General features: G+C 46.8%; 19 protein-coding genes. 12 read left to right on the forward strand and 7 right to left on the reverse strand.

Features of this window, described 5'->3' with window-relative positions:
* From A1OO_RS17540 to A1OO_RS17550, 3 genes are all read left to right on the forward strand, one after another.
* Positions 1-4,060 (forward strand): VCBS domain-containing protein (locus A1OO_RS17540; RefSeq protein WP_017003863.1); only part of this gene is annotated, 4,060 nt, incomplete at its 5' end.
* Between the two features lie 173 nt (positions 4,061-4,233).
* Positions 4,234-4,863: a thiol:disulfide interchange protein DsbA/DsbL gene (locus tag A1OO_RS17545; RefSeq protein ID WP_017003864.1), complete on the forward strand. Its 630-nt coding sequence runs from the start codon at positions 4,234-4,236 to the stop codon at positions 4,861-4,863.
* 69 nt (positions 4,864-4,932) lie between these two features.
* Positions 4,933-5,241 carry an antibiotic biosynthesis monooxygenase family protein gene (locus tag A1OO_RS17550; RefSeq protein ID WP_017003865.1) on the forward strand — a complete coding sequence of 103 codons (309 nt, stop codon included), beginning with the start codon at positions 4,933-4,935 and terminating at the stop codon, positions 5,239-5,241.
* 74 nt (positions 5,242-5,315) lie between these two features.
* Here A1OO_RS17550 and metC read toward each other — a convergent pair whose 3' ends face one another.
* Positions 5,316-6,503 (reverse strand): cystathionine beta-lyase, encoded by a 1,188-nt coding sequence (gene metC, locus A1OO_RS17555; protein WP_016959786.1) that lies wholly within the window; start codon positions 6,501-6,503, stop codon positions 5,316-5,318.
* 280 nt (positions 6,504-6,783) lie between these two features.
* On the opposite strand from metC, the gene A1OO_RS17560 reads away from it, so the two are divergent.
* Positions 6,784-7,659: a phosphate/phosphite/phosphonate ABC transporter substrate-binding protein gene (locus tag A1OO_RS17560; RefSeq protein WP_017003866.1), complete on the forward strand. Its 876-nt coding sequence runs from the start codon at positions 6,784-6,786 to the stop codon at positions 7,657-7,659.
* 21 nt (positions 7,660-7,680) lie between these two features.
* Complete coding sequence (locus A1OO_RS17565; protein ID WP_016959788.1) at positions 7,681-10,317, forward strand: hybrid sensor histidine kinase/response regulator; 2,637 nt, start codon at positions 7,681-7,683, stop codon at positions 10,315-10,317.
* Positions 10,318-10,439: 122 nt separating this feature from the next.
* On the opposite strand, the gene A1OO_RS17570 is transcribed toward A1OO_RS17565, so the two are convergent.
* The 3 genes from A1OO_RS17570 to A1OO_RS17580 all read right to left on the reverse strand — a co-directional run bounded on the left by A1OO_RS17570 (position 10,440) and on the right by A1OO_RS17580 (position 14,490).
* Positions 10,440-11,381: an aminoimidazole riboside kinase gene (locus A1OO_RS17570; RefSeq protein ID WP_016959789.1), complete on the reverse strand. Its 942-nt coding sequence runs from the start codon at positions 11,379-11,381 to the stop codon at positions 10,440-10,442.
* 134 nt (positions 11,382-11,515) lie between these two features.
* Complete coding sequence (locus A1OO_RS17575) at positions 11,516-12,904, reverse strand: PTS transporter subunit EIIC (protein WP_016959790.1); 1,389 nt, start codon at positions 12,902-12,904, stop codon at positions 11,516-11,518.
* 8 nt (positions 12,905-12,912) lie between these two features.
* Complete coding sequence (locus A1OO_RS17580) at positions 12,913-14,490, reverse strand: glycoside hydrolase family 32 protein (protein ID WP_016959791.1); 1,578 nt, start codon at positions 14,488-14,490, stop codon at positions 12,913-12,915.
* Between the two features lie 226 nt (positions 14,491-14,716).
* On the opposite strand from A1OO_RS17580, the gene A1OO_RS17585 reads away from it, so the two are divergent.
* A complete protein-coding gene (locus A1OO_RS17585; RefSeq protein ID WP_241819164.1) occupies positions 14,717-15,664 on the forward strand; it encodes a LacI family DNA-binding transcriptional regulator in 948 nt (315 codons plus the stop codon).
* 31 nt (positions 15,665-15,695) lie between these two features.
* On the opposite strand, the gene A1OO_RS17590 is transcribed toward A1OO_RS17585, so the two are convergent.
* From A1OO_RS17590 to mak, 3 genes are all read right to left on the reverse strand, one after another.
* On the reverse strand, positions 15,696-16,190 hold the full coding sequence (locus tag A1OO_RS17590) for an NfeD family protein (RefSeq protein ID WP_016959793.1): 495 nt from the start codon (positions 16,188-16,190) through the stop codon (positions 15,696-15,698).
* Complete coding sequence (locus tag A1OO_RS17595; protein ID WP_016959794.1) at positions 16,190-17,137, reverse strand: SPFH domain-containing protein; 948 nt, start codon at positions 17,135-17,137, stop codon at positions 16,190-16,192. The genes A1OO_RS17590 and A1OO_RS17595 overlap by 1 nt, the downstream gene beginning before the upstream one ends.
* Positions 17,138-17,363: 226 nt before the next feature.
* A complete protein-coding gene (gene mak, locus A1OO_RS17600) occupies positions 17,364-18,263 on the reverse strand; it encodes a fructokinase (RefSeq protein ID WP_016959795.1) in 900 nt (299 codons plus the stop codon).
* A 581-nt stretch (positions 18,264-18,844) separates the two neighbouring features.
* Between mak and cspE the strand changes: the two genes are divergently transcribed.
* The 6 genes from cspE to A1OO_RS17630 all read left to right on the forward strand — a co-directional run bounded on the left by cspE (position 18,845) and on the right by A1OO_RS17630 (position 26,216).
* Complete coding sequence (cspE, locus tag A1OO_RS17605; protein ID WP_016959796.1) at positions 18,845-19,051, forward strand: transcription antiterminator/RNA stability regulator CspE; 207 nt, start codon at positions 18,845-18,847, stop codon at positions 19,049-19,051.
* A 148-nt stretch (positions 19,052-19,199) separates the two neighbouring features.
* Complete coding sequence (locus A1OO_RS17610) at positions 19,200-20,060, forward strand: AraC family transcriptional regulator (RefSeq protein ID WP_017003867.1); 861 nt, start codon at positions 19,200-19,202, stop codon at positions 20,058-20,060.
* Positions 20,061-20,074: 14 nt separating this feature from the next.
* Positions 20,075-20,809: an AzlC family ABC transporter permease gene (locus A1OO_RS17615; protein ID WP_050979876.1), complete on the forward strand. Its 735-nt coding sequence runs from the start codon at positions 20,075-20,077 to the stop codon at positions 20,807-20,809.
* Entirely contained in the window at positions 20,809-21,114 is a 306-nt protein-coding gene (locus A1OO_RS17620) for an AzlD domain-containing protein (RefSeq protein ID WP_016959799.1), read from the forward strand. Before A1OO_RS17615 ends, A1OO_RS17620 begins: the two co-directional genes overlap by 1 nt.
* A 127-nt stretch (positions 21,115-21,241) precedes the next feature.
* The gene (locus A1OO_RS17625; RefSeq protein WP_017003868.1) at positions 21,242-22,240 is read left to right on the forward strand and encodes a response regulator; all 999 of its coding nucleotides are present in this window, start codon (positions 21,242-21,244) and stop codon (positions 22,238-22,240) included.
* Positions 22,241-22,253: 13 nt separating this feature from the next.
* Positions 22,254-26,216: a hybrid sensor histidine kinase/response regulator gene (locus A1OO_RS17630; protein WP_017003869.1), complete on the forward strand. Its 3,963-nt coding sequence runs from the start codon at positions 22,254-22,256 to the stop codon at positions 26,214-26,216.
* Positions 26,217-26,263: the final 47 nt, after the last annotated feature.

The raw sequence follows: 26,263 nt of genomic DNA on the forward strand, positions 1-26,263 counted from the left end.
CTACACCATCGATCCAGCTAAAGCCAACGCACTTAACGATAACCAAACCGAGCAAGAAGTGTTCACCCTGACCGCCTCGGACGGCACGGTGCAGCAAATTACCGTCGATGTGACTGGCGCAGATGACGCGGCGGTTATCACCGGTGATAGCACCGCAAGCATCACCGAAGATGTCGGGGCACAAACCGCGTCAGGTACCATCACGATCACCGATGCTGATACGGGTGACACCCCAACCATTCCAAATGGCACGTTGGCGGGTGAATATGGCTCGCTCACCTTAGTCGATGGCGCATGGACTTACACCGTTGATACTGATGCGGTGCAATCCCTCGGAGACGGTGATTCAGCCACTGACACCATCACGGTAACCGCCAGCGATGGCTCAACACAAGACATTGTAATTTCATTAACAGGAACTGATGATGCGGCAGAAATATCTGGCACTGTAGTGGGCACGATTGACGCAGAGTCATTGACCAACACCCGAGAAGTGGGAGAAAACCTGCTAGTAAACGGCAACTTTGAAAGTTTCGGCAATAACGAATCTGTAGAATGGACAACCCTGACATCTGAACAAATCCCTGGCTGGTATACGCCAGATGGCGCCGTCATAGAAGTGCAGCAGGGAACGATGGATGGCGCACCGACTAACGCGAATAATAACTCCGTGATGGAGTTAGATGCCTATCACAACACCACAGTGCAACAAGACGTGAATGTCTCGGCACTGGCTCAAAATGGCGACTCGACACTGTCTCTTAGTTTTGACTATGCCAGTCGCCTTTCTAACACCAGTCAGTTTGAAGTGACGGTGTTCGATCAAGATGGCAAGGTGCTGTTTACTCAGTTCTTTGACAATCAACAGGCCAATGATCATTACGAGAATGTCCAGGCGGATTTCTCACTGCCCAGTGGCACAGATTCGGTCACGCTCAGCATTTCAGGCCAAGGTGAATCGGACAGTATTGGCGCCCTCATTGACAACGTGTCACTAAATCCAGTGACCTTTGACAACGCCTTGCTGACAACATCCGGCAGCATCACTATCTCTGACGTTGATGAGGGTGACTCGCCAGAATTTGAAAACACATCCATCACAGGCACCTATGGCACATTGGTCTTGGTGGACGGACAGTGGACCTACACACTCGATCCTCAAAAATCTGCTGAACTTTCCGAAGGAGAAACCGCGCAAGACGTTATCACACTCACGGCCAGTGATGGCACAACTCAAGACATCATCATTACCGTTTTAGGCGATAACGATGTATCGAGCATCATAGGCAATACGACTGGAGAAGTCATCGAAGGTAATGTCGGTGATGTTATTACTACCTCCGGCACGTTGACAGTGTCTGACATTGATAACGACGCTGCCACTATTCCAGACGGCACACAAACTGGACAGTTTGGCACGCTGTCAATAGTGAATGGCGAATGGACATACACACTCAATAATGAAAAGGCAGACACGCTTAACGAAGACCAGAGCGCCAATGACACCTTCACCGTCACCACGTCTGACGGTACCACACAAGACATTAACATCAATATCACTGGGTCTAACGATGCTGCAGTGCTTTCCGGTACATCAACAGCCTCCATCACCGATACGAGCGCTTCTTCTCAGAACGTCACGGTTGGTCGAGGAAGTGACGGTACGTGGGATGCCAGTAATGGCGATAACTTATACCTCAATTTAAATAATGTGAATTCCGACGCTGCTTATAGCAACAGTGTGGGTTACTACGTGCTGGATGCAGGCGGTAATGTCGTTCGCGCAGCCATCATCTTTGATAATGCGCATTCCACCAACGGCACCAGCGTCAACATCAACACGTCTGGCGGCGAGAAAGTCGGGCTGTTTATGATCCCAGATGGCGACAGCAAAGGCTTCAATGTCGGCAGCGTCAGCCTTAGTTTTGGTGGTAGCAGTGTAACGGCCTATCAAGGCGGCGCATCAAGTACCACTTTTGTCTCTGACTCCTCGAAAAATAGCGGTTACGACAACGAATACAATTCAGGCACTTATTCAGCGTGGGAAGACATTGCTGGGGGTGGGGACAGAGATCATAACGATGTCACCTTTTATGTCTCCGCTACACAGCAGCAAGAAAGTCCTATCACCGCCAGTGGTTCAGTGTCTGTCTCGGACGTGGATTCCGGCGACACGCCAACGTTGCCAAACACCACCGTTCAAGGCGAGTTTGGTTCGTTAACCATGACCAATGGCAACTGGACGTATACCTTTGACCCAGACAAAGCGTCAGCGATAGACGAAGAAACATTGGAAACCATCGTCATCACAGATTCCGAAGGTGGCAAACATGAAATCGTGATTGCTATTCAAGGTACTGACGATGCGCCGATTGTGACCGGCGTATTCTCAGGCGCCGTGACCGAAGGCGATGCCGATGATGTGATTACGGTTAGTGGGACAATTTCAATTTCTGACGCTGATGCGGACGACTCACCAGACTTTGAGAACACGACGATTGACGGTCAATACGGTTCGTTAACGCTGGCAGATGGCGAATGGACTTACACGCTGGATCCAGTCAAATCTCAAGTACTGTCTGAAACCGACTTTGTACAGGACACGATTACCCTTACCGCGACCGATGGCACAACGCAAAATGTGGTTATTTCGGTGACAGGCACTGATGATGCGCCGTTTGTGGTGGGAACAAATTCCGCCACCATTATCGCACCTGACTCAGCAACGCAGGATTACATAGACATCAACAATGGCTTTGTGCTCGGCGATGGCTATTCGTTCTCCGGTGGCGACATGCAGTACTACGGCAATGAACCGACACTAACGTTTAATGACTCAGGCTCGACCATCCGAATTTATGATACCGACAGCCGAATGGATGGTGATGCCTATTCAAACGAGTACGTTCAAGACTCATCACAAAAAGTGGAAATCAACGGCGTGCTATACACCGCCACCTATGATTATCAGCTTGATTACCAAGACAGCAGCGGCAACATTTATTCTTTCGCCGTTCTCGATGTGGACTTAGATCGGGACGGCGGCTACGAATACGATGCCAACGAACAAGGAAAAGTGATTATCCAGATTGATGGTCCCACTATCACACCGGGTATTTCAATGGAGTACATTCGTGATACACCCAACCAACCAAGCTCAATGTCATATTCCGACTTTGTCGATGGTGACGTTGCTTCGCTAGAGGCCCATGGCACATTATCAGTGCTAGATGTCGACGCCAATGATAGCCAAGCTGTATTTGCCGATACGACCGTCACTGGACAATACGGCTCACTGGAATTGGTTGATGGAAATTGGACCTACACTCTCGACCCACGCTCAACACCGGCATTGGGCGACAACGATGCTATCACCGAAGTCATTACACTTACTGCAACCAACGGAGCACAAACAGAAGTCAATGTGACGATTGGAGGTTCAGAGAACGCGATTGCTAACGCCTCCCTGAGTGGGCTTAGCCAATCGCTGTCGGATGTCATTTCACTCGATGATGTCACCTTCTCGGGCAGTGACAGCAATGACCGCATCGCAGGAAGCGACAGTGCTGATGTTCTGCTCGGTAATGCTGGGCACGATGTTATTTTAGGCGGCAGCGGCAATGACTTCATTGATGGAGGATTAGGCGATGATCTCATTCTTGGCGGGCAAGGCAATGATTTGATGGCGGGTGGCGCAGGGTCTGATACGTTTGCATTTCTCAATGGTGACCAAAGCACATCCAGCACCCCAACTGTCGATCATATTGCTGACTTCGACACCTCACAAGATGCCATTAACCTGTCTGACTTAATGCAAACTGAACCATCTGATACCCTCGAAAGCTTTTTGTCATTAATTGATGATGGCGAGGGTAACGCAATGTTGAACATCGCTAGCCAAGGAGACGGCAACGTCGACCAACAAGTTGTATTCGATAACATGAGTGTGGAAGACATGGCATCCGCCTATAGCGTCGACATATCCGGCATGACATCAGAGCAAGTCAGCACCTCGGTCATTGATGCGATGATCATGCAAAGCAAGATGATCATTGATTAGCCTAAAATAACAATAAGCCCAAGAGTCTTGCGCTAAGCCTTTGCCAGTCAGTTCGCTGACTGGCATTTTTTATTACATTATCCTAACCTACCGCTCGCAAAAATTGCGCTATAATCTCACTCCTTAATTTTCCAGCTGAGCCGAAGCTCGCTGACAAAAAGTGATGAACAAACATGAAACTAACACGATTTCTTTTGCCTCTTTTTGCCGCTATTGCCTTGACTGCTTGCAGCGATGACTCGCCGTCTACTTCTGAAAAATACTCCACGTTAGATGTGCCTGTTCAAGTGGCAAACTTACCGGTTGTGACTGAAGTATTTAGCCTCTCATGCGGTCATTGCCGCTCTATGGAAAGTGCTATCCCCGCCATTGAAGCGGCTGCCGATGTGAATATTGGTAAAGCGCATGTTACCTTCAATGAAAGTGCCACTTTCTCGGCTCTTATCTATTACGCCGCCGTCACTCAAACGGAAGGCAAACCATCTGAAGAGCTGGTTGAAGCATTGTTTAAGTATGTCCAAGAAGGGCAAACAGATGACGCTGAAGAAAACAAAGCGCAGTTGGGCAAGGTGTTTAAAGAGTTTGGTCTGACTAGCCCATATGATCTGAATGAAACACAACAAGCCGAGCTTTTTAGCGCGCTAGAACGTGCTGATGAAATCACAACAGAAGCTGGCATTGTGTCAGTACCCACTTTCCTTGTTAACGGCAAATACATCGTCAATACCAGTGCTCATGATAGCGCTGAGGATTTGGCTGCAACATTGAAAATGCTAATGAAAAAAGATAACCAAACGAATTGAACCAGCGAGCCTAGCCTCTGACGATCAGAGGCTAGGTTATGCAAAGTAGATAATTTTCAAGGAGAGAAGATGATTCTAGAAGTCGCCATACTCAATGTCATACCCGGACAAGAAGCCGACTTTGAAGCAGCTTTTGCCAAGGCACAAGCCATTATCGCGTCACAACGCGGTTATATCAGCCATGATGTACGACGCTGTATGGAACAGATGAATCGCTATGTGCTGTTGGTGAATTGGGAAACACTGGAAGACCATACTGAGGGCTTTAGGCAATCAGAAGGCTATTTGGAATGGAAAGCCTTGCTTCATCATTTCTATGACCCGTTTCCGACGGTCGAACACTACGAATCAGTAAAAACCCTACAACCTATCCCATAAAAAAACGGCGCATTGCGCCGTTTTTGTGTTTTCTCGGAATGCGTTACGCTTCGTTCGTTTACCGCATGCCTCAATCAGGCAATGCGTTCAAAACCTGCTTGCAGATCGGCAATCAAATCGTCAATGTCTTCCAGACCAATATGCACGCGTACTAACGTACCTTCAAAATCAACAGGCCCAGCTGGGCGAATGGCATTGAGCTCTTCGGGTTGGTTTGCCAGAATCAAAGACTCATACCCGCCCCATGAATACGCCATGCTGAAATGCGTGAAGTTATCCAAATACTCAGCGATTTGTTCATCAGTCAGCTTCTTGTTCAACACGAACGAGAACAAACCACAGCTTCCAGAAAAATCGCGCAGATAGTTTTCATGCCCGATTGCTTCAGGCAATGCAGGATGATTGACTCGCGCCACTTCAGGGCGTTCACTCAACCACGCTGCAACGGCTGTGCTGCTTTCGTGATGTTGTTTAAGACGAATACCTAAGGTGCGAAGGCCACGAGATGCCATGTAAGCTGTATCGGCATCAACCATTTGTCCCATCAAGTAGGAACGTTCACGAAGACGCTCCCAACAACGTGAATTGGCCACCGCGGTTCCAATCATGGCATCAGAATGACCGACGATATATTTGGTGCCCGCTTGAATCGAAATATCAATGTCATGCTCAAACGCATTGAACAACACACCAGCAGCCCAGGTGTTATCAATCATGATCACAACGTCTGCGTTAACCGCCCGAACAGCATTGACGATCGCAGGGATATTTGGCACTTCCATGGTAATGGAATTCGGCACTTCTAAAAACACCACCGAGGTGTTTGGCGTCATCAGCGTTGCCACATCCGCGCCACGCATTGGATCATAATAAGTGGTCGATATACCCATGTCGGCTAGTATCGTGTTGCAAAAACCCTGAGTTGGCTCATAAGCGCCACCTGTCATCAATACGTGATCGCCAGATTTCACAAACGACAGCATGCTGTTAGCAATGGCCGCGGCACCACAAGGGTACAATACACAGCCCGCACCGCCTTCTAGCTCTGTCATAGCATCTTGGAAGGCAAAGTGAGTCAGCGTGCCGCGACGACCATAAAATAACCCTCGTTCACCCCGTTGCTTAGTCGCCAATTTCTTCTGCTCGACGGAATCAAAAACAATTGACGATGCGCGTTGAATCACGCTGTTAACGCTGCCATGGCAATATTCTTTTTTTCGACCTGCCGACACTAACTTTGTGTTCAGTTTTTCTGATGACATGAAATTTCCTTTTTCAACCAAGCCTACCTTCGTTTAGCAAGCTCAGTACGACCAATTTTCCTGCTAGCCCCAAAGGTTACCGCAGAACTTTACGTTTTGCAGCGCCTAATCATCACGCATGAAAAAAAGGATAACTCATGCGATGTGGGCGGCAAAAAAAGTCACAATACTGGTCAAATCACACACTGAGCCATTAGCCCTATAATTCACACACCAAAAGGCGCAAAAAAGAGACACTGTACTACATTTAAGATACATCTATTTTGGGATGATATTTGCAATGAGATCAATCAGTAAACATCAGCATATTTCAACAACGCGATGGCATATTGTCTTGCTGTCAGCGGTGATCGTCTGGATTGCAATGACAACATCAGCACATTCGGCTGAGCAAGGGAACGCGTCAAACCCGCTGGTGTTTGGTATTGTGCCGCAACAATCTTCCGCCAAGCTTATTCGCGACTGGAGTCCTGTAATGCGGCAAGTCAGTGAGCTATCTGGCTTGAAAATTCGCTTCGCAACCGCCCCCAATATTCCTGAGTTTGAAAAAAGACTCGCCGCCGGGGATTACCATATCGCCTATATGAATCCTTACCATTTTACGGTGTTCAACCAATCCCCTGGCTATCAGGCGATTGCCCATGCAAAGGGCAAACGTATCAAAGGCATATTAGTGGTTGGCAAAGATGCAAAGGTCACTTCGTTAAAAGACTTGGATGGAAAAAACGTTGCCTTTCCCGCCCCTGCCGCGTTTGCAGCCACCTTACTGACACAAGCAGCCTTAAAAAACGAAGGGGTCACATTTAAACCCCATTATGTCGGCTCTCACGATTCTGCCTATTTGGCCGTTGCGGATGGTCTGTTTGATGCGGGCGGCGGCATTGTTCGCACATTGGGCGCGACACCTGACAATACAAAGAAAAACCTCAACGTACTTTTCACCACAGAGGGATTCACACCGCACGCGATTGCTACCCATCCTTCACTTCCAGATGAAACCCAACAACGCTTACAAGCCGCATTTGTTACCCTCGCAGAAACGCCAGAAGGCTTGGAAGCGCTTAAAGCCCTCAATATAAGAGGATTTCAATCCGCGAGCGACGCAGATTGGGATGATGTTCGAGCGCTAAACATTTCGGTCATTAACCCTGGCTAATGTTAATAGGGCACCACATCAATGACTTTTCGCCTAAAAACCATACTAGGCATCGCTCTGATCGAGGTGGTGCTGCTTGCCATTCTCATTGCCTCGGGAATTGGCTGGCTTCGAGATTCTAATGAGCAGCAAATTATCGCCAACGGTGAACGCTTATCTGACACGTTCGCCATTGCTGTTCGCGATGCCATTATTTCAACTGATCTTGCAAACCTGCGTGCTTTTAGCAAAGAGGCCACGCGCAACGACGATATTGCTTACATTCGCATCTTCAACGATCAGAACCAACGACTAGCACAATCATCAAGCATGTCAGATGAGCTTCATGTTCCGAACTACAACCAGCTTCCCTCTGAATCAAAAGACGGCATCTATGATATTCGCGCTGAGATTAAGATTGACGAATGGAAAGTGGGGCACATTGAGTTGGGGCTGGACGTCAGTGCGTTTAGTCAACTGATCCAAGATGCACAGAAATATGCTGTTTCGTTGGCATTGCTCGAAATGGTCCTTGTTGCACTGTTCTCATTTGGACTTGGCTCACTGCTTACCAAACAACTCTTGCAACTCCAACATGGCGCGTTAGAGATCCAACAAAAAGGTCCCGGTATTTCAGTCCCTGTAAAAGGCAATGACGAAGTGGCACAAGTTGCCAGAGCGTTTAATAAAATGTCTGTCACTTTGGCGCATACCTATGAAGAACTCTCTGTTGAAAAGAACCGATATAAACAATTGGCTGTGCAAAACAAGTTACTCGCAGACATTGTTGAACAATCGCACGAAGCCTATTTGATCACGGATTTACAAGGATATATTTCGCGAACCAACAATGCATTGAACGAATTAATTGGCTATCAAGAAGAAGAAATCGTTAATAAACACGTGCAAACACTGCTGTTTGGTGAGAGTCCCGAGGCTGATGCGGCTTATGACATCGCTGACACCATGGAGATTGGCGCAACAACAATCGTCACAGTGGAATGCCTTACCAAGACTCACAAAAAGATATGGACAGAAATAAGTGCCTTTCCGATTCTCGACAGCGTTGGAAAAATCGACCGTTACGCATTTATTGTTCGTGATATTAGCGAGCGTTATCACTTTGAGCAAAAGCTCAAACAAGCGGTCACCTCTGCGGAACAAGCCAACAAGTCAAAATCCGAGTTTCTCGCCAACATGAGCCATGAAATTCGCACGCCTATGAACGGCATTATCGGCATGTCTGAAATGCTAAAAGAGTCATCGTTGTCGCGCGAGCAACGCAGCTTTACCAATATCATCAACGGCTCGGCAAATGACTTACTTCAACTTATCAATGACATTTTGGATTTTTCAAAGTTAGAAGCGAATAAGCTCTCTCTAAACAACATCCCCTTTTCTCTTCGAGATTTGGTAGAAAGTTGTGCCACTCTATGCTCTGTTACCGCAACGAAGAAAGAACTGTTATTGGTGATTGATATCCCCCCTGAACTCAACACTGACGCGATAGGAGACGAACTCCGACTACGTCAAATTGTCAACAATCTGCTCGGAAACGCGATCAAGTTTACCGATAACGGTTACATCAAAGTCATCATCCGTGGCGAACCCTCAAAGCGAAATGGTTATATCAATTATGTTTTCAGCATTGAAGATACTGGCATTGGCATCCCTCAAGACAAACTGAGCGACGTGACTAAAGCATTTGAACAAGTCGATGGCTCCACCACACGACGTTATGAGGGGACAGGTCTCGGACTTTCTATCACCCAAAGCCTCCTCGATCTGTTTGATAGCAGTTTGCAAATTACGTCACAAGAAGGCAAAGGCAGTCAGTTTTCGTTCACTATCGCCCTGCCTTCTGTTAACAAAGCTAGCTCTGACAGCGGTGTGCTATCAGGTAAGCAGATTGCCATCGTTAATGCCGACCCACTCCACCGATCTATTTTGAACAGGTACTTTGCATTTTGGCAGGCAGAGACCACGTATCTCACCGCCGTCGAGCACATTGCCCAGTCGAAAAAGCACTATGACGCCGCGGTGGTCTTGATGTCCATGAACAGTGAATGGCAAACGACTCAGGTCTGCCCTGCCATTGGCGTCGTACCCGAAGTCAAACAACTTGAGATATCGGCGAATCATTCCGATACGCATTTCATCGCTAAGCCAATACGTATGTTGCAGCTATTGTCTGAACTACAACACGCCATGAAAGAGGTGCTGCCTGAGCCATCAAACGCATCACACAGCGTTACACTACCAACGCTGCCGGCGTCGCTGCAGACATTATCGATTGTTGTGGTGGATGATATTGAGTACAACCGAGATGTGCTGCGTCTTTACCTTGCGGATATTGCAGACAATATTGAATTTTTTGCCGATGGCAGAGACGCCATTGCACACTACAAACAAAACCTTTTTGATATCTTGATCACCGACGTTTCCATGCCTCACATTGACGGCTATGAAATCACCCACCAGATTCGTATGTTCGAACAGGAACACAATGTGCCACCCGTGTTCGTTATTGGCCTGTCAGCACATGCCAGCACCGAAGATGCCACCCGTGCGCTCAATGCGGGGATGGATTCGTACTTAACCAAGCCCGTCAATCGGGCAGATCTCGTCCAGACACTCAGTGATGCTGCTAAACAAAGAACATCAACAGCTCACCATTAACACATGCACAAACGTCAAAAAAGCGCAGGAAGCTCGTTGATCTCCTGCGCTTATCTTTAAACACTTTTCTCAACGCTGAGCGATGAGTCATCAACGTTGAACTCGCAAAGCAATATGGTGATTTAGCCGTTATTAATGAAGGCTTCTAAACTGGCTAAATCTGGTAATGCTGTCATCGCCCCTTTTTGTGTTGTCGCCAACGCGCCACAAGCATTGGCCCAACTCACCGCTTTTTTCGCCGCTTCAAGGCTAGCCAAAAACGAGGTTTCTGGTCTGTGTTCTTTCGATAAGTAAGCAAGCAATCCCCCCACAAAGGCATCCCCGGCACCTGTGGTATCGACAGGTTTCACCGCTTTACCTGTGATCAGTGTTTGTTGGTTACCTTGCACCAACAATGCCCCTTTCGCGCCCTGCGTCACCAAAATTAACGGAGTGCCTAATGTAGCCATCTCTTCCAACGCGGATTGCAAATCTGGCTTTTGGGTCAAAAATAGCAGCTCGTCATCCGAAAACTTCACCACATCAGCCATGGCAACTGCACGCATCACTGTCGGGATAATATCGCTCTGGTCTTGCCACACTTCGTCACGAAGGTTGGGGTCAAAGCTAACAAAGCCTCCGGCCGCTTTAATCGCCTCCATCGCCATAAACGTGCTACTTCGACTTGGTTCATTCGCCAATGAAATAGAGCAAGTATGCAGCCATTCTCCAGCAGAAAACGTCGGGATATCTTCCGGCATCATAAATTGGTCAGCGCTGGGTTTAACCATAAAGGTAAAACTGCGCTCGCCATTGGCATCCAGGTCCACCACCACAGTCGAAGTGCGCTTGTCCTGATCGAGCACAAGATGATCGATATTCACGTTTTCATGTTTTAGCGTGGCAGCAAGAAAACGACCAAACGGGTCATCGCCAACACGTCCAAAGAAGCCAACATCACCACCAAGGCGTGATACCGCTACAGCCACATTCGCTGGCGCACCACCGGGACATTTTAGGTATGTCATCTCTGTATCAGGAATCAAATCCACCACCGCATCACCGGTCAACCACACTTTGCTCATTCAATGCATTCCTATAAAAACATGTTTTAAAATCATAGACCGCAATCAAGCGGTCTATTGAAGTGCTACTCTGCCTTTTCGTAAAAAAGCGGTTTTATTAAAAACAAGAGTTTTTCTGGCAATAAACCGAGGACTTAACCTTGTGTAGTCTGCACAGGATTGTTGATGCGTGTAAGAACAAACGACGTACAGAACGCCGAAGCAATTACCGCTAGATACATCATAAGATCCATGAGTGAACTGGTGTAAAGCAACATACCTGGAATGAAAGTAATCCCCATACCCGACGCACTCACGTTGAAAACATACGCCACCATGCCGCCAACAGAACCGCCGATCATCCCCATAAGAAAGGCTTTGCCGTATTGCAGATTCACACCGAAGAGCAACGGTTCAGTAATACCAAACAAGGTTGAAACCGACGCACTGTAGGCATTCGCTTTTTTCACTTTGTTTTTAAGCAGCGTCGCAATCGCAATGGCGGCACCAAACTGACCGGCCATTGAGGCGGTGATCAATGGGTTAAGCGGGTTTGAACCGGTTTCATTCAGCAAACCGATTTCAACCACACCCAATGCATGATGTAAGCCAGAGATAGTGATGACTTGTTGCAATGCGCCCACCAGCATGTAGCCAATACCAAATGGCAAATCTAGACCAAGCACGACCAACTGCGTGGACTGATGCTCCACGACCTGAAGCATGGGCCCAACGATAAATAAAATGACACTGATAGCGATCAAAATGGTCAGAAACGGCGTGATAACCAGATCCATGACAGCAGGTACGACGCGGCGTAAACGCTGTTCTAGCCACGCGACAAACCAACCTGCAAAAATCGCCGGCAATACCGTACCCTGATACCCCACCAGTGGAATCGTGAAGCCAAATACGCTGACAGACATCGGATCGGCACTACCACCCGCCACCGCCCAAGCGTTGGGTAATTGAGGTGCGACCATCATCAAGCCGACCACAATACCGAGTACCGGATTGCCACCAAATCGTTTGACCGCAGAATAAGCAATCAGCACGGGCAAGAATGCAAACGCCGTATCAGTGAGCATGCTGAACAACGCTAAACCGTTACTCGTAAACGGCACGTCGAGCTGAAGCAATAGTCCACGAAGCCCCATCAATAAGCCTGTGGTAACAAGCACAGGGATTAACGGGATGAGAATGTCGGCAAAGGTACGCACCACTTTCTGCGTCACCGTCATGTTTGCGTACGCATCTTGTTTGAAGTCGCCAGATGATTCGCCCGCGTCGGCGCTTTTACCCAGAAGCTTGCTAACTTCTGCATAAACGTGGCTCACCTTGCCTGTACCAATAATAAATTGGTGTTGGCCTGACTGCGCAAAATAGCCGCTAATTTCTGTGATGTCTTTGGCAGCATCCACATCCACCTTCTCAGCGTCAACCAACACAATGCGTAAACGCGTGGCGCAATGCTCAGCATTTCGGATGTTTTCTTTGCCGCCGACAGAAGCAATGATCTTCTTGGCTACGGAGGTATAGTCCATGATTATTCCTATGATTCCTTGGTTAATTCTGTATGTAGTTCCTGAGGAACAAGTGCTTCTGACGTGATCGGGGAAGTGTTCACTGAAGGAGAAATCTCGTACGCATCGAAGTGGTAGTGAATCTCTGACGTCGAATTCAGTTCAATCTTGCTATGAGGCGAGTGCGGAAAAACACGAGCAGTAAACGCAAGACGTCCACCATCAATGAAAATCTCAGCAATACTGCCATCGATTAGCACGTCAATTTCCAACGTCTCACCCACCGGATACGACGCGCGGCGCTGCTCGCCCCACTGTTTTGCAAATCGTGAGGACATATTGCTGCGATCAAGCGTGATGCGTTTTTCATCGGCATCAATGATCAAATCAAGGGATTCGTTTTCAGTCGCCAGCAAACTCAGTGTGGTAAGGCACTTCACGCCATCTAGCGTTAATGTGAAGCGATAACGGTTTGGGATACCTGCTGCTAATACCTTTATGCCTGAACCCATGCCTTCACCTTGCTGATGTTCAGCGTAAAGTGCTTGAATGGCGTCAACGGGCCGCTGGCAAAGCTGATTATCCTGAATAGTCAGTGCTCTTGGGAACGTTAAGCAGTTACTCCAACCCTCACGATCACTCGGGTAATCGGGGTCACCACATCCCGCCCATGCAGACAGAATACGTTCCCCTGTTGGATGGTTGTCCATGGTTTGCGGCGCATAGAAATCAAAGCCGCGGTCCAGCTCTTGCATCACCTCCACATCAAAAGTTAGCGTGCGCCAATCTGCTCGACCCAAGCAATACACCACGTTGAATTCGTTATGGAAGTGATCCCCTTTTGGCGTGATGCCTTGTGGTGAAAACACCAGCACGTCACAGCCATCCAGTTCGAAGAAATCTGGGCATTCCCACATGTAGCCGCCAATGGTGTCATCGTCGTTTGTAAAACGAACGTCCAACTCTCCCATCAGCTCCCATGCCATCGCATCATCACTGCGATACACCAACACACAGCCTTTTTCTTGCTCGGTCTGTGCGCCAAGCAACATGCGATATTCATTGCCAACTGCGAAGACTTTCGGGTCGCGAACATGGCCGCTGTAACCCGCAGGCACCGTTGGGATCAGCGGGTTCTGAACGCTTTTAGTCACCACGCCATCTTTGGACAAGGTTGCCACACACTGTGTCGCGTCACGAATATCGTTTTCGTATTTCAGGTTGCCCGTGAAATAGAGCAAGCATTCCTGATCACCATTTTTTTGTTTCAAACAATACGCCGCGCCAGAGTAGACACCGCGTGCGTCGTAATCAGTATCTGGGGTCATTGCGAGTGTGGGTGAAGACCAGTTCACTAAATCGTCAGATTTCACATGTGCCCAATGCTTCATTCCGTGAGCAATACCAAACGGATACCATTGGTAAAACAGGTGGTACTCATTGTTGAAAAAACAAAATCCATTCGGGTCGTTCAACAGCCCAGCCACCGGAGAAATATGGTAGCTGGGACGCCAGTGGCTTGATGCCACTTGATGCTGGTAATCATCGAATATCGACCATGTCGCTTCAGTCAGCGCAACATACTTCGGGTCGGACAGTAATCTCAAAACAAGGTCTCCAAAAATGTTGTCTCCTTAGCGGAGCAGATCGCAAGCTTACGGCAGGTTCTTACTAACAGCATCAGTAACCGCAGCATTCAGAGGGTTCTTTGATTTGGTTTCGCTAAGAGAGAATTGGAACTGTGATGTAACAAATAATTTTTGTTACATTATGTTCTACAATGGCGGCGTTTTTTCATCAGAACAGTTCAATATTTTAGAGCGGATAACAAGAATGAGTACAGTGAGAGAAATCGCCAAACTAGCGGGTGTTTCCACCGCAACAGTTTCCCGCGTGATGAACAACCCAGACACTGTCTCACCCGAGCGCCGGGAAAAAGTGGAAGCTGTCATGACAGCATTTAGCTATCAACCTCATCAACGCAAGCGCCCCAAACCCACCAATTTATTTGGCGTAATAGTGCCGGATATTACGAACCCATTTTTCAGCCAGTTTCTTGATGTTCTAGAAAAGGAGGCTTATCTACACGGACGCAGCATTTTGTTTTTTAACAGTCGACACGATCGCCACCAAGAACGCATTTACCTTGAAGAGTGCGCACGACACAACGTTGATGGGGTGTTCTTGCTTCCGTTAACTTGCGAGACAGGGTTCCTCGAACATCTACAGGCATTGCCATACCCGGTTGTGATGCTGACTCGTACCTCTTCACTTATTACCAGCTTCGCGGTCGATCATGAAAAGGGCGGACGACTTGCCGCAGAGCATCTGATTAAAAAAGGGCATCGACGATTCGGCTACGTGGGCGTGCGAGCCGGCCTTGAAGCCAAGTTGAATGGCTTTTCCGATTACTTAACGGAACGTCATTTCATACTGCCAGACGAATGCTGCTTCGATATAAAAGCGGATGGTGACTTAAATGCCTTTGTCGTGCGTTGCTACCAAGAGAAAAAACCACCCACTGCCTTTTTCTGCATGAATGATGTTACTGCAGAAAAATTGCTTATTACTTTGCAAAAACACGGAATCGAAGAGGTGGATGTCGTTGGGTTTGATGACAGCATGACCGCGAGGCTGATGGCGTTTAGCAGTGTCGCTCAGCCCATTCGTGAGATGGCTTATCGAGGATTTGAAGAAATGTTGGTGCTCGTCAAAAACAAAGGTGAGAAAAGCGAAACGTATACGTCTTTGCTCTTCCCACCCAAGTTAGTTGTGCGGTGATCACTTTTATTGCGGCTGAACATGGTAATGGCTATTCGGCTGCAGTTTCCACAGGCTCGACGGTAAACTTACCGACATCAACTGCCACCACCTTCACAGAAGCACCCGAAGGCAGAATGGCATCACGATGTTTCGGGCCAAGTACAAGTTTCCAATTCACGCCGGAATACCTCACTGTTGCCGGATTCGCTGCATCTAACTGCGCTTCTAAAACAAAGTTCAAACCCATCAGATCGCTGTGAATATTGTATTCGCGGCGTACCGTTTTTTGCATGTTCTTCATCGGCCACCACAGCAAGACGGTTAGCACACCAGCACCAATGCCTGACCCTGCAATTACCGCTGTCAACGTGGCCGGCACAACGCCAAACCACACCAATGCACCAGTGGTAATTGTTGATAACCCTAACGCCAGCAAAACAATGGTCGACAACCCAAGTAACCAGACTTCCACGATCAAAAACACCAAGCCAGTGATCACAGTGACTTCAGCCAAATTGTCTTGAATATACGCCATCAAATCCATTATTTTTTGCCTGCATTCAAGGTGTTAATAATACTCATTGCCTCTGCCACAACGCCTGCAGCGCTCGATTGACTGTCTGGAAGCAGCACCACTGAAGATTCCTTAGCGATGGCTTTTTTAGCTTCAATTGCTTTAACAGCAAGATCCAATTGAATCGCTTTCTGCCCTTCTTCCGTTGACGCCGTACGACCAATGACTTCAAGTGCCTCAGCTTGCGCTTGTGCAACAGCCAGAATCGCTTGAGCTTCACCTTCAGCTTGCAGAATTTGTTCAGATCTTTCTGCTTCTGCCGCTAATACGCGAGCCTGTTTATTACCTTCCGCCACGTTAATTTCAGACTGACGTGCACCTTCCGATTCAAGAATAACAGCACGTTTTTCACGTTCCGCTTTCATCTGGCGCTCCATCGCATCCAAAACAGAACGCGGCGGATCAATGTCTTTAATTTCATAACGCAACACTTGCACACCCCAAGGCAGTGCCGCTTCATTGATGGCAGAGACAATGGCAGTATTTAAGCTTTCACGTTCTTCAAACGTTTTATCCAATTCCATGCGGCCAATTTCTGAACGCATAGAGGTTTGCGCCAGTTGAGTGACAGAGAAAATATAGTCATCTACGCCGTAACACGCCTTAACGGGATCAACAACTTTGATATAAAGCACACCATCGACAATCAATGAAATATTGTCTCGAGTAATTGCCGATTGGCTTGGCACATCAAACGCTTGCTCTTTTAATGTGCGAACGTAGGCCAAGCGGTCGATAAACGGAACAAGGATGTTCAAGCCCGCTTCCATTGTTTTGTGATATTTACCAAATCGTTCAATAACATAAGCCGTGTTTTGCGGCACAAACTTCACTGCTGAACGCAAGAAGATGACCACCAAAATGGCCAAAATGACCCACGTATTTAGCAGTGCTGGTAACAGCGCAATAAAATCCATTCTTGTTCCCTTAACTATTTGAAATCTTGGCCCATCATAACGAAAGGCGCTGACTAAAAATGCATCAAAGGATGGAAATTGGGACTGGACTAGGATTATTAACGGAAAGAATTTCTTGGCTAGAGAATGTGCGGTGAATAAACGTGAATCTAAAAGAAAAGAAGAAAAAGGTAAGGTGATGGATTACCTTACCTTCTAGTGACTCGTTGGTTCACAATGAGAGGGCTTACCAAAGCCACGCTGCGCCACGCACACCACTTGAGTCGCCATATTTGGCTTTCACCACGGGTGTCGCGCATTCGCCACCCAGCACCCATTTCGCCATTCGCTTAGGGACATTGGTGTAAAGGCGCTCGACGTTAGACATACCGCCACCCAAAACAATTACGTCTGGGTCAATCACATTGACAACAGATGCCAACGCGCGGGCCAATCGATCTTCATAGCGTTGAATACAGGCTTCGGCGTCCGCATCGCCTTTTTCAGCCATTTGAATAATTTCAGGGCCACGAAGTGTTTGGTTTGTTGTCAGTTCAAAGTCTTTCCAAAAGCCAGTCCCTGAAATAAACACTTCTAAGCAACCTGGTTTGCCGCAATAGCACGGAATGTCTTCGGCGTGCTTAGTGTCGGTTTCACTCTGCCAAGGCAAGGGATTGTGTCCCCATTCACCAGCCACACCATTTCCACCTGCGTGAACATGACCATCGATCGCGATACCCCCACCACAACCCGTACCAATGATCACACCGAAAACCATGTGTTTTCCTGCGCCAGACCCATCGACCGCTTCTGACACCGCTAAACAGTTAGCATCGTTGGCAATACGAACTTCCCGGTTGAGTAATTGCCCAAGATCTTTGTCGAGAGGCTGACCATTTAGCCACACTGAGTTGGCATTCTTCACCAAGCCAGATACCGGGGATAAGGTACCCGGTATTCCCAAGCCAACGCTACAGGTTTTACCGACGGCTTTTTCTGCGTCATCGACTAAACCTTTTATTGCTCGTAACGTTGCCTGATAGTCATGCTGAGGCGTTGGAACACGTTTGCGAAAAACTTCTTCACCACTCTCAGTGATAGCCATCACCTCAATCTTGGTACCACCTAAATCTATCCCAATTTTCACTGTGTTACTCCACGCGCACAAAGCGACAAATATGAACCCAAACAGGCTGTAGTTTTGCTTGCAGAGACTCGAATCATATCAAGTCCTTTCAAAAAATTAGTACAGCTCAACACCAATCAAAACTTAACATACCTGATAATCAGTGACTAAAGGTGTTGAATTTACGATATAAATACAAAACCAGATTTTGCCATAACCACTTGATTAATAGCTTAAATAAAGATTTTTTTTCATATTTCGAGATATAACTCACTTTCTTTTCTCTAATTTCCGACTATTTTTACTAAGTGCACAATGTCGTTTGGGTCGTTCTCTATACAGCGATTTAGGTGACAAAACGCACAAGGTAATGCAGAGCCAACCGACAAATGGTTTACCGTCGGTTTCTCCGCAGTAATATTGTTCGGCCTGGTTAATAGAGCGTTTTATGCTGCAATTGAATACTCACTTCGTTACACACTACCTTCGCATAAGTAAGTTGTCCTGAAGATATTCGTTAAATTTGTCACCATAAAAGATTCATTAGTAGGTCCACATACTTATTTGCAAAGTAACAGATAGAAATATATTCAGGAGACAACATGTCTAAATCTACCGGTACTGTGAAGTGGTTTAACGAAGAAAAAGGTTTTGGTTTCATTCAACAGGAAAATGGCCCAGACGTATTCGTTCACTTCCGTGCTATCACTGGCGACGGTTTCAAAACGCTGGCTGAAGGCCAGCAAGTAACATTTGAAATCGAGCAAGGCCAAAAAGGCCCACAGGCTGCAAACGTAGAAAAAGCATAATTTTTCTACCCGCAGAGAATTTAAAAGGACGCTTTCGGGCGTCCTTTCTTCGTTTTCCCTCTTTCATGTGACCAATTCCCGCAATTTCGTACAAATTTTCATCCCTGTTTTGCCCTATACTAAGCGGCTAAGGCAATGAAGGTCTGCAATGGAACATGCAAAATTTGATGCTTCTCCTTTGCTTGGTGGGCTAGAACTCCTGCAAGCAACGTATGAAAAGCAGGCGTTTTCACGCCATACACATGAAGGTTATACAGTCGGTGTGATCCGCCATGGCGCGCAGCGTTTTTGGCGAAATGGCAGCTATCACGTTGCGCCAACAAGTAGCATTATCATGGTCAATGCGGACCAAATTCATGATGGCCATTCTGCCAGTGAAGGCGGCTGGGCCTATGAAGCTATGTATCCCACTAACGCGCAGTTTCAAGCAGTGACAAAAGATCTTGGGCTGGCATCAGATGTCCCCTATTTCCCTTTTGCGGTAGAACAAGACCCGAAACTGGCGAACCAACTCCTGACACTTTTTGCCTTGCTGCGAAACAATGAAGACACCTTACTCACGGAAACCTTCACACACCACTTACTGCTAACGTTAACCTGTCGTTTCAATAAGCATCCTCAGCAACCCGTTGATATCGCGAAAATTGGACCACAGTTGGATGTTGTTAGAGAGTATCTCCATCAGCATGTCACTGACACTGTAAATCTTGACACCTTAAGTGTTCTATCCGGTATCAGCCCGTATCATCTTGTTCGCCAGTTCAAGGCTCGCTTTGGGCTTCCGCCTCATGCGTATCAAATACAACAGCGTATTCGTCTCGCGCAATCGATGTTGAAAAATGGCCTCTCTCTCGTTGATTGCGCTATCGCCAGTGGGTTTCACGACCAAAGCCACTTGCATCGCCATTTCAGACGCGCCATCGGTGTCACACCCAAACAATATCAGCGCGCAATTTCATGCAAGCTTTCAAAACCTCGCATTGATACAACGGCTGACATGTCGTCATAACAAAAGATTAAAACATGCAAAAGGAATCTCCCGTGTCTCGCCCTAACACCCGTTCTTGGCTCAACCCTTGTGCTGATATGCTTCCTCTTAGTCTTGCCGTACTTCCATGGGGCGTGCTTTGTGGTTCACTGGGTATTCAGGCTGGATTTACCCCCTTTCAGGCACAAGCCATGTCGTTGTTCGTTTTCGCTGGTGCAGCACAGCTTTCGGGCGTCGCCATGATGGCTGCGGGGGCACCCGCCAGTACCTTATTTGGCACGACTTTTGTGATTAGTGCACGGCACCTGCTGTACTCGGTTAACTTGCGTCAGCATATCCGTATCCTGCCATTGCGATGGCGGTTGGCATTGGGCTTTGTTCTCACCGATGAAATGTATGCTGTTAGCGCAGCTCACACTGAGCGTACCGGCCACTTTGATCGTCATTATGCATTGATCACGGGCACTTTCTTTTATCTGTGCTGGAACCTTGCCACTTTGGTTGGTGTACTTGGCGGTACGCAGTTTGACAACATCGAAGAGCTTGGCCTTGAGTTCGCCATCGCCGCCACCTTCATTGCGTTGGTTATCCCTACCATCAAAGAACTGCCTATTCTCGTCAGCGTGATTGTCTCTGCTGTTGCCATGGTGTTATTGACGCTGGCGGGTATGAGTAACGCACTGATCGCCGCGGCTCTTATTGGCATGATTGCGGGGTTTTTCTGCGAAAGTCTGACTCCCATAAAAAACGCCAACAAGGAGGATAAATAATGAACACATGGCTCATGATTCTCGGCATGGCATGCATCACTTTTTCTGTGCGTTATTTCTTCCTTGCTAAGAGTATTCCATTTCGAGTCACGCCTGTGATGCAGCGTATATTGAAGTTCAGTGCGCCTGCAGTACTAACCGCTCTCGCTGTTCCATTTTTGGTTTTCCCTCAGGGTGAATTGGATATTTCTGTTCAAAACCCTTTCTTGATTGCAGGTATCTTTGTATGTGCTCTTAGCCTGCTGCGATTAGGCACTTTATCTACCGTTCTGATCTCAATGATTTTCTTTTGGTTTATTCGATAATTTCACAAGAACGGGATCTATCTCTGACACCTAAATTTCATTCGTGATACAAGCGTCTCTTTTGTTGAAAAATCAGCAATATAGACTATCTCTTAAATAGGGGTTTGTAAGTCATTGGAGAGTCTGGATGTTAGAGAAATGCTTGGTCGTTGATGATCATGAAATGATTCGTGAAACGATTGCTATCATGGCCAAATCGCTCGGCTTTAAAGAGTCGATTACCGCGGTTGATGGCGCAGATGCGATCTCTAAGCTTTATCATCATCGTCCTTCGTTAATCATTACTGACTTACAAATGGAGCCTATTGATGGGCTCGAAATGTTGCGCCTGATTCGCAGCGGAAGGTATGGGCTACCTCATGACATTCCGATCATCATTCTCACCGCGAATGCGTCCGAACAAGTCATCGCACAATGTATCGCATTTGATGTTGATGCTTTCCTGGTCAAGCCGGTCAACCGAAAGTCATTGCAAGATCGCATTACCCAGCTTTCTCAACAAGCCAAACCTAAAAAAACCATTGAGCATTATTTCTCGATGTACCAACAAGACCCCGCGAAATCGACAGCGTTCCAAGTCAATGGAACGGTGGCCTTTAATGACGAGGACCTAAGAGAATTCGACATGCTTTTGCATGGAGAGAAAGCCAAAACGCCTCCCCCATCATCTGTTCAAAACCCACTGCAGTATGCACAAAACACGGAAGTGACAAAGCCCGATGACCGCAATAAATTCATCAAATGGCAAGATCGGTTCACCGTCGACAACGAAGAGTTAGATACAAGCAACAAAGAACTACTCAATATCATCAATGATACCTACGATCTCATTCTTGAACATAGAGAAGACCAAGCTTTTGAAGGCGTATCCAATCGTTTTCAGCACTATGTGAAACAGCATATTTTTCGTGAAGAAGCCTTGCTTGAAGAACATGGCTATGCGCGTTTAAAAATCCACCGAGACATCCATTTAAGGCTGGTGAAACAAGCCGACTTCGTGGTACTGAAATGCCAAGCAGATCCAAGCTTTTATAAAACTGATTTTTTCAAATTTCTGCGCTTTTGGTGGGTAAAGCATGTGATTCAAGAAGACACGAAATACAGGTCCATTTTCTCTGGTGAATGATAACGAGAACCCAATGCGTAAACATCTGCTTCTTTCCAGCCCTGAATCTCGCCACACTTTAGCCCAGCTTTTTTTAAGTGGCAGTGCGGTGATCATTCTCTTATTGCTAACCTTTCTGTGGTTTTTCCGTGCTATCTATCAAGATACTGAGTTGAAAATGAATTACTTCTTACAGGCTGAAATAGCCAGTTTGAATGGAGCGGTCAGAGATTGGCAGGAGCATAGACAGAGAGAATTACAAATCATCGCTCATGATAAACAAGTAAAGAGAATACTGTCGGAAAGTGGCGTCTATGACGGCAGAGAACTGCATAGTACGGATTCTATATACACCGCCTTTGAGCTTTATGCAGACAGTTTTCAATTTGATAATGTTGCTGTGTTTTCGCCAAAGGGAGAGTTAGTTTTAAGCCTGAAATCTGAAAACCTCGCTCTGATGACGCAAGCCTACAAGCGTCATGCAAATTCTATTCAATCCCAAAAAACATTTATATCAGCCCCAGAATCACCGAATGGCACTAAAACAGCCTCTATCACAATGGGAGCCGTGTTGTCGAAAGATGAAAGCCAAAGCACATCACCGATACTGTTGGTGATACGAGACACACATGACTTCGACAAGTTGTTTGTCACTCAAGAAACCGCACCGACACGTTTGGCATTCGCCGTCAACAAACTGGGGAAGGTCGTCTCTTCACCTAACGATACTTTTTCACTGCCCTCAACTCTCGAATCTTCGCCTCAACCCAGTGACGTTCCCACCCCATTAGACTTATTAGAAACGGTTTCAAACACGTTCATGTTGAATACATCTGGGTTCAATGGTCATTTGCCCGATCAGTCTATTGGTATTTGGCAATGGCACACCACCTACCCTGTGGGGCTGGTGATTGAATTTAGCGCCGATAAAGCCCTTAGTGTGGTTGCCTATACGCGCACATATTTAGCGTTCGCATTTCTGGTCGTCTCTCTCGCGTTTGCCATATTTTTATGGCGACACGCCAAATCTGTCCTAAAAATTGGTTTCAGCCAAAGTTACTTGGAATCCATTCTTCGTAATTACGCTGATGGCGTCATTGTGCTAGATGAGTTCGGTCATACCGTTTCCGTTAATGAATGCGCGAAAACACTCATCGGTCTACCAGAGAACATGCCACGTAATGTGCTTTTACATGATCTAAAAACCAACAATAACACCGTGCTGATCGAAGTACTAAAAGATGCAAAAGAACGCGCATTAGAGCAAGGGGAATTCAGTAAAATTCAACAACAAGGTCAAGACTCAGATGCGGTCTACTTGAATATTAAAGCCAACAAGCAGCATATAGGCGACAGCTATTACGTTGTGGTAAACATTCGAGATATCACGCAGCAATCTAATGTTGAAGCAAAACTGAGCCGAAGCAATGCCTTATACTCCGTCTTCAACACCGTACAAGATATGTACATGACAACGGGGAATTCGGAACGATCTTTCAAAAAAGCGTTAGTCGTTCTCGCGACGTTCACCGAAAGTCAAATGACGGCCATGTTAGAAGTCAAAAATGGCCGTCAAACCCTGTTATTCAAACATCAAACTGTTGGTCTCGCCGAAACATTTGATACGCTCCCAACGCATCTCATTCCCATTGCACAGTCCGCCATCAACCTTAGGCGCACTGAATACTCTTCACTGCAAAAGCATGATGAAAGCGATATCCAGAACTTTTTCACCCACTACGCGCTACTTCCTTTGATCACAAAAGGTGAAGCAATTGGCGTCATCGTTCTCGCGGGGCGAGAACAGCCGTATTCAGACGAGCAAATCAACTGGATAGCCCCAGTGGTTAAAAGCATTTGCAGTATGTTTTATTCAGACAAGCAAACTCAGCTTAATCAAGAAGTGAATGACGCGCTGATAAAAACTAAGGAAGAAGCGGAACAAGCCAATGAGGCAAAGTCAAACTTCCTTGCCATGATGAGCCATGAAATACGCACGCCTATCAATGGCATCATTGGTATGTCAGAGGTACTCGAACATACGCAATTATCTTACGAACAACGTCATTACAACGACACCATTTCTATCTCTGCGAATGCGCTGCTCGATATCATCAATGATGTCCTCGACCTGTCTAAAATCGAAGCAGGAAAAATGACGCTCAGAGAGGAGTCTTTTTCAGTCAATGAATTGATGGAAAACGTGACCAACATCGTTGCTCCTAGAGTGAAAGATAGAGTCAGCTTTACGTCGTTTACCGACCCTGAATTACCCGCCGAAATCACATCAGATTTTGGCAAACTCCGACAGATATTGGTCAATATTGCTGGTAATGCTGCTAAATTCACCGATACTGGCTTCGTCGATATTTCCATCGTTCAACTGCACCGCTCTGCCAATCATTGCGATATTGAAATCACAGTGACAGACACCGGTATTGGTATTAAACAGGACAACCTCAGCAAGGTGTTCGATAACTTTTCCCAAATTGACAACTCCAGTAAACGACGCTATCAGGGAACAGGGCTTGGGCTACCTATTTGCAGCAAATTTGTCGATCTACTTGGTGGAAAAATCAGCGCTAAAAGCGAGATCGGTCGAGGTTCTGCCTTCACCACACACCTGACAGTCAGCATTCCTGACACTAAACAAGTCACTCTGATTCCTTCTGAGCGAATAAAGCAAAGCAACGTACTTTTGGTGTCTCGCTGTGTCAGTCAAATCACTAACATCCAAAAATATCTCCACTTTCATGACACACACACCGTCATTGCTCGTGATGAAAACACAGCAATACGCGCCCTAGAACAATCAACGGGCTTTAGTGTGACAATTATTGACCACACCATTTCAATTGATGCGCTTAGAGAATCACTGACATCAACAAGTCAAACCAAACACATCCTTTATTTGGCCGACATCAAGGGATTAATAACCCAAGAGAAGTTGTCCATTTCAGCGGCTATCACGGCCCCATTCAATATTTTCAACATCACCCATGCATTAGAGAGCATCCTGTCTCTTGACGAACAAGGGTATCAACGCGACGACATCTATCGTCATATAACGCATCGAGAACGAGCTTTGAGCCGTCCAGATGATGCCCTACTGAGAACAGGTCTCTCAATTTTGGTAGCGGAAGACCATCCTGTTAATCAGGAATTGATTAAGACGGTACTTAAAAATCTTGGGTGCAACACAACCATTGCTGATAACGGAGCGATTGCCTTCGATCGTTTCATGGCTAGCCGCTATGACATGGTCTTTATGGATTGTCAGATGCCTGTCATGGATGGTTATGAAGCGACGCGAAAAATACGTCAATTAGAAGCAGAGCATCACCTGCCCCCCGTGCCTATCATTGCAATGACTGCAAATGCACTGGTCGGAGACAAAGAGCGATGCTTAGAAGAAGGCATGACCGAATACATATCGAAGCCGTTCAAACAGCAAACCTTAATTTCAATGATTAACAGCCTGATGCCTGCGATTGAAGAGCCTGGTAGCGAAGTCAGTGACGGGCAAGCCAATGTCGCTATTGATGGAGGAGGCATGACCCTATCAGACAAGATGGCGACCACCTCAAAGCTATCCACAAGCCAATCATTACTTAACGTGAAAGAGGTGCACGTCTCGACAGTGACGGCGCAAAAAGAAGACGCCCCTCCGCTATTTGATTTAACCACGCTAAAAGATACAACAGGCGATGATCCAGCGCGGATCGGCATGTTAATCGACCGCTATTTGGAATCCCAAGAGAAAGACATGGCAGCGTTAGAAAAGTCATGGAATGGCGGTCAATACACTGAAGTGAAAAAAATCGCTCACAAAATGAAGGGCGCAGCGTTAATGGTTGGTGCAGTTGATTTTGGTAGCCTCTGTAAAGACATCGAACAATATGATTTCGAAAACAATGAGTTACCGGAATATTTACTTGAGAAATCACAAAGAAAATCTGATTTATTGTGCCAAAAGATGCGCGAATCAAAGCCCTAGTAGAACATCAGAAATTATGCAACCTTGAAAAGGTTGCTTTTTGAGTC

Source organism: Enterovibrio norvegicus FF-33, from assembly GCF_000286835.2.
Classification (GTDB): Bacteria; Pseudomonadota; Gammaproteobacteria; order Enterobacterales; family Vibrionaceae; genus Enterovibrio; species Enterovibrio norvegicus_A.

Excerpts from the sequence above, each read along its gene's own strand:
- metC (WP_016959786.1), bottom strand. The coding sequence starts at position 6,503 with ATGTCATCAGAAAAACTGAACACAAAGTTAGTGTCGGCAGGTCGAAAA.
- A1OO_RS17550 (WP_017003865.1), top strand. The coding sequence starts at position 4,933 with ATGATTCTAGAAGTCGCCATACTCAATGTCATACCCGGACAAGAAGCC.
- A1OO_RS17590 (WP_016959793.1), bottom strand. The coding sequence starts at position 16,190 with ATGGATTTGATGGCGTATATTCAAGACAATTTGGCTGAAGTCACTGTG.
- A1OO_RS17585 (WP_241819164.1), top strand. The coding sequence starts at position 14,717 with ATGAGTACAGTGAGAGAAATCGCCAAACTAGCGGGTGTTTCCACCGCA.
- A1OO_RS17610 (WP_017003867.1), top strand. The coding sequence starts at position 19,200 with ATGGAACATGCAAAATTTGATGCTTCTCCTTTGCTTGGTGGGCTAGAA.
- A1OO_RS17595 (WP_016959794.1), bottom strand. The coding sequence starts at position 17,137 with ATGGATTTTATTGCGCTGTTACCAGCACTGCTAAATACGTGGGTCATT.
- A1OO_RS17630 (WP_017003869.1), top strand. The coding sequence starts at position 22,254 with ATGCGTAAACATCTGCTTCTTTCCAGCCCTGAATCTCGCCACACTTTA.
- A1OO_RS17545 (WP_017003864.1), top strand. The coding sequence starts at position 4,234 with ATGAAACTAACACGATTTCTTTTGCCTCTTTTTGCCGCTATTGCCTTG.
- A1OO_RS17620 (WP_016959799.1), top strand. The coding sequence starts at position 20,809 with ATGAACACATGGCTCATGATTCTCGGCATGGCATGCATCACTTTTTCT.
- A1OO_RS17625 (WP_017003868.1), top strand. The coding sequence starts at position 21,242 with ATGTTAGAGAAATGCTTGGTCGTTGATGATCATGAAATGATTCGTGAA.
- A1OO_RS17570 (WP_016959789.1), bottom strand. The coding sequence starts at position 11,381 with ATGAGCAAAGTGTGGTTGACCGGTGATGCGGTGGTGGATTTGATTCCT.
- cspE (WP_016959796.1), top strand. The coding sequence starts at position 18,845 with ATGTCTAAATCTACCGGTACTGTGAAGTGGTTTAACGAAGAAAAAGGT.
- A1OO_RS17565 (WP_016959788.1), top strand. The coding sequence starts at position 7,681 with ATGACTTTTCGCCTAAAAACCATACTAGGCATCGCTCTGATCGAGGTG.
- A1OO_RS17560 (WP_017003866.1), top strand. The coding sequence starts at position 6,784 with ATGAGATCAATCAGTAAACATCAGCATATTTCAACAACGCGATGGCAT.
- A1OO_RS17575 (WP_016959790.1), bottom strand. The coding sequence starts at position 12,904 with ATGGACTATACCTCCGTAGCCAAGAAGATCATTGCTTCTGTCGGCGGC.
- A1OO_RS17615 (WP_050979876.1), top strand. The coding sequence starts at position 20,075 with ATGCAAAAGGAATCTCCCGTGTCTCGCCCTAACACCCGTTCTTGGCTC.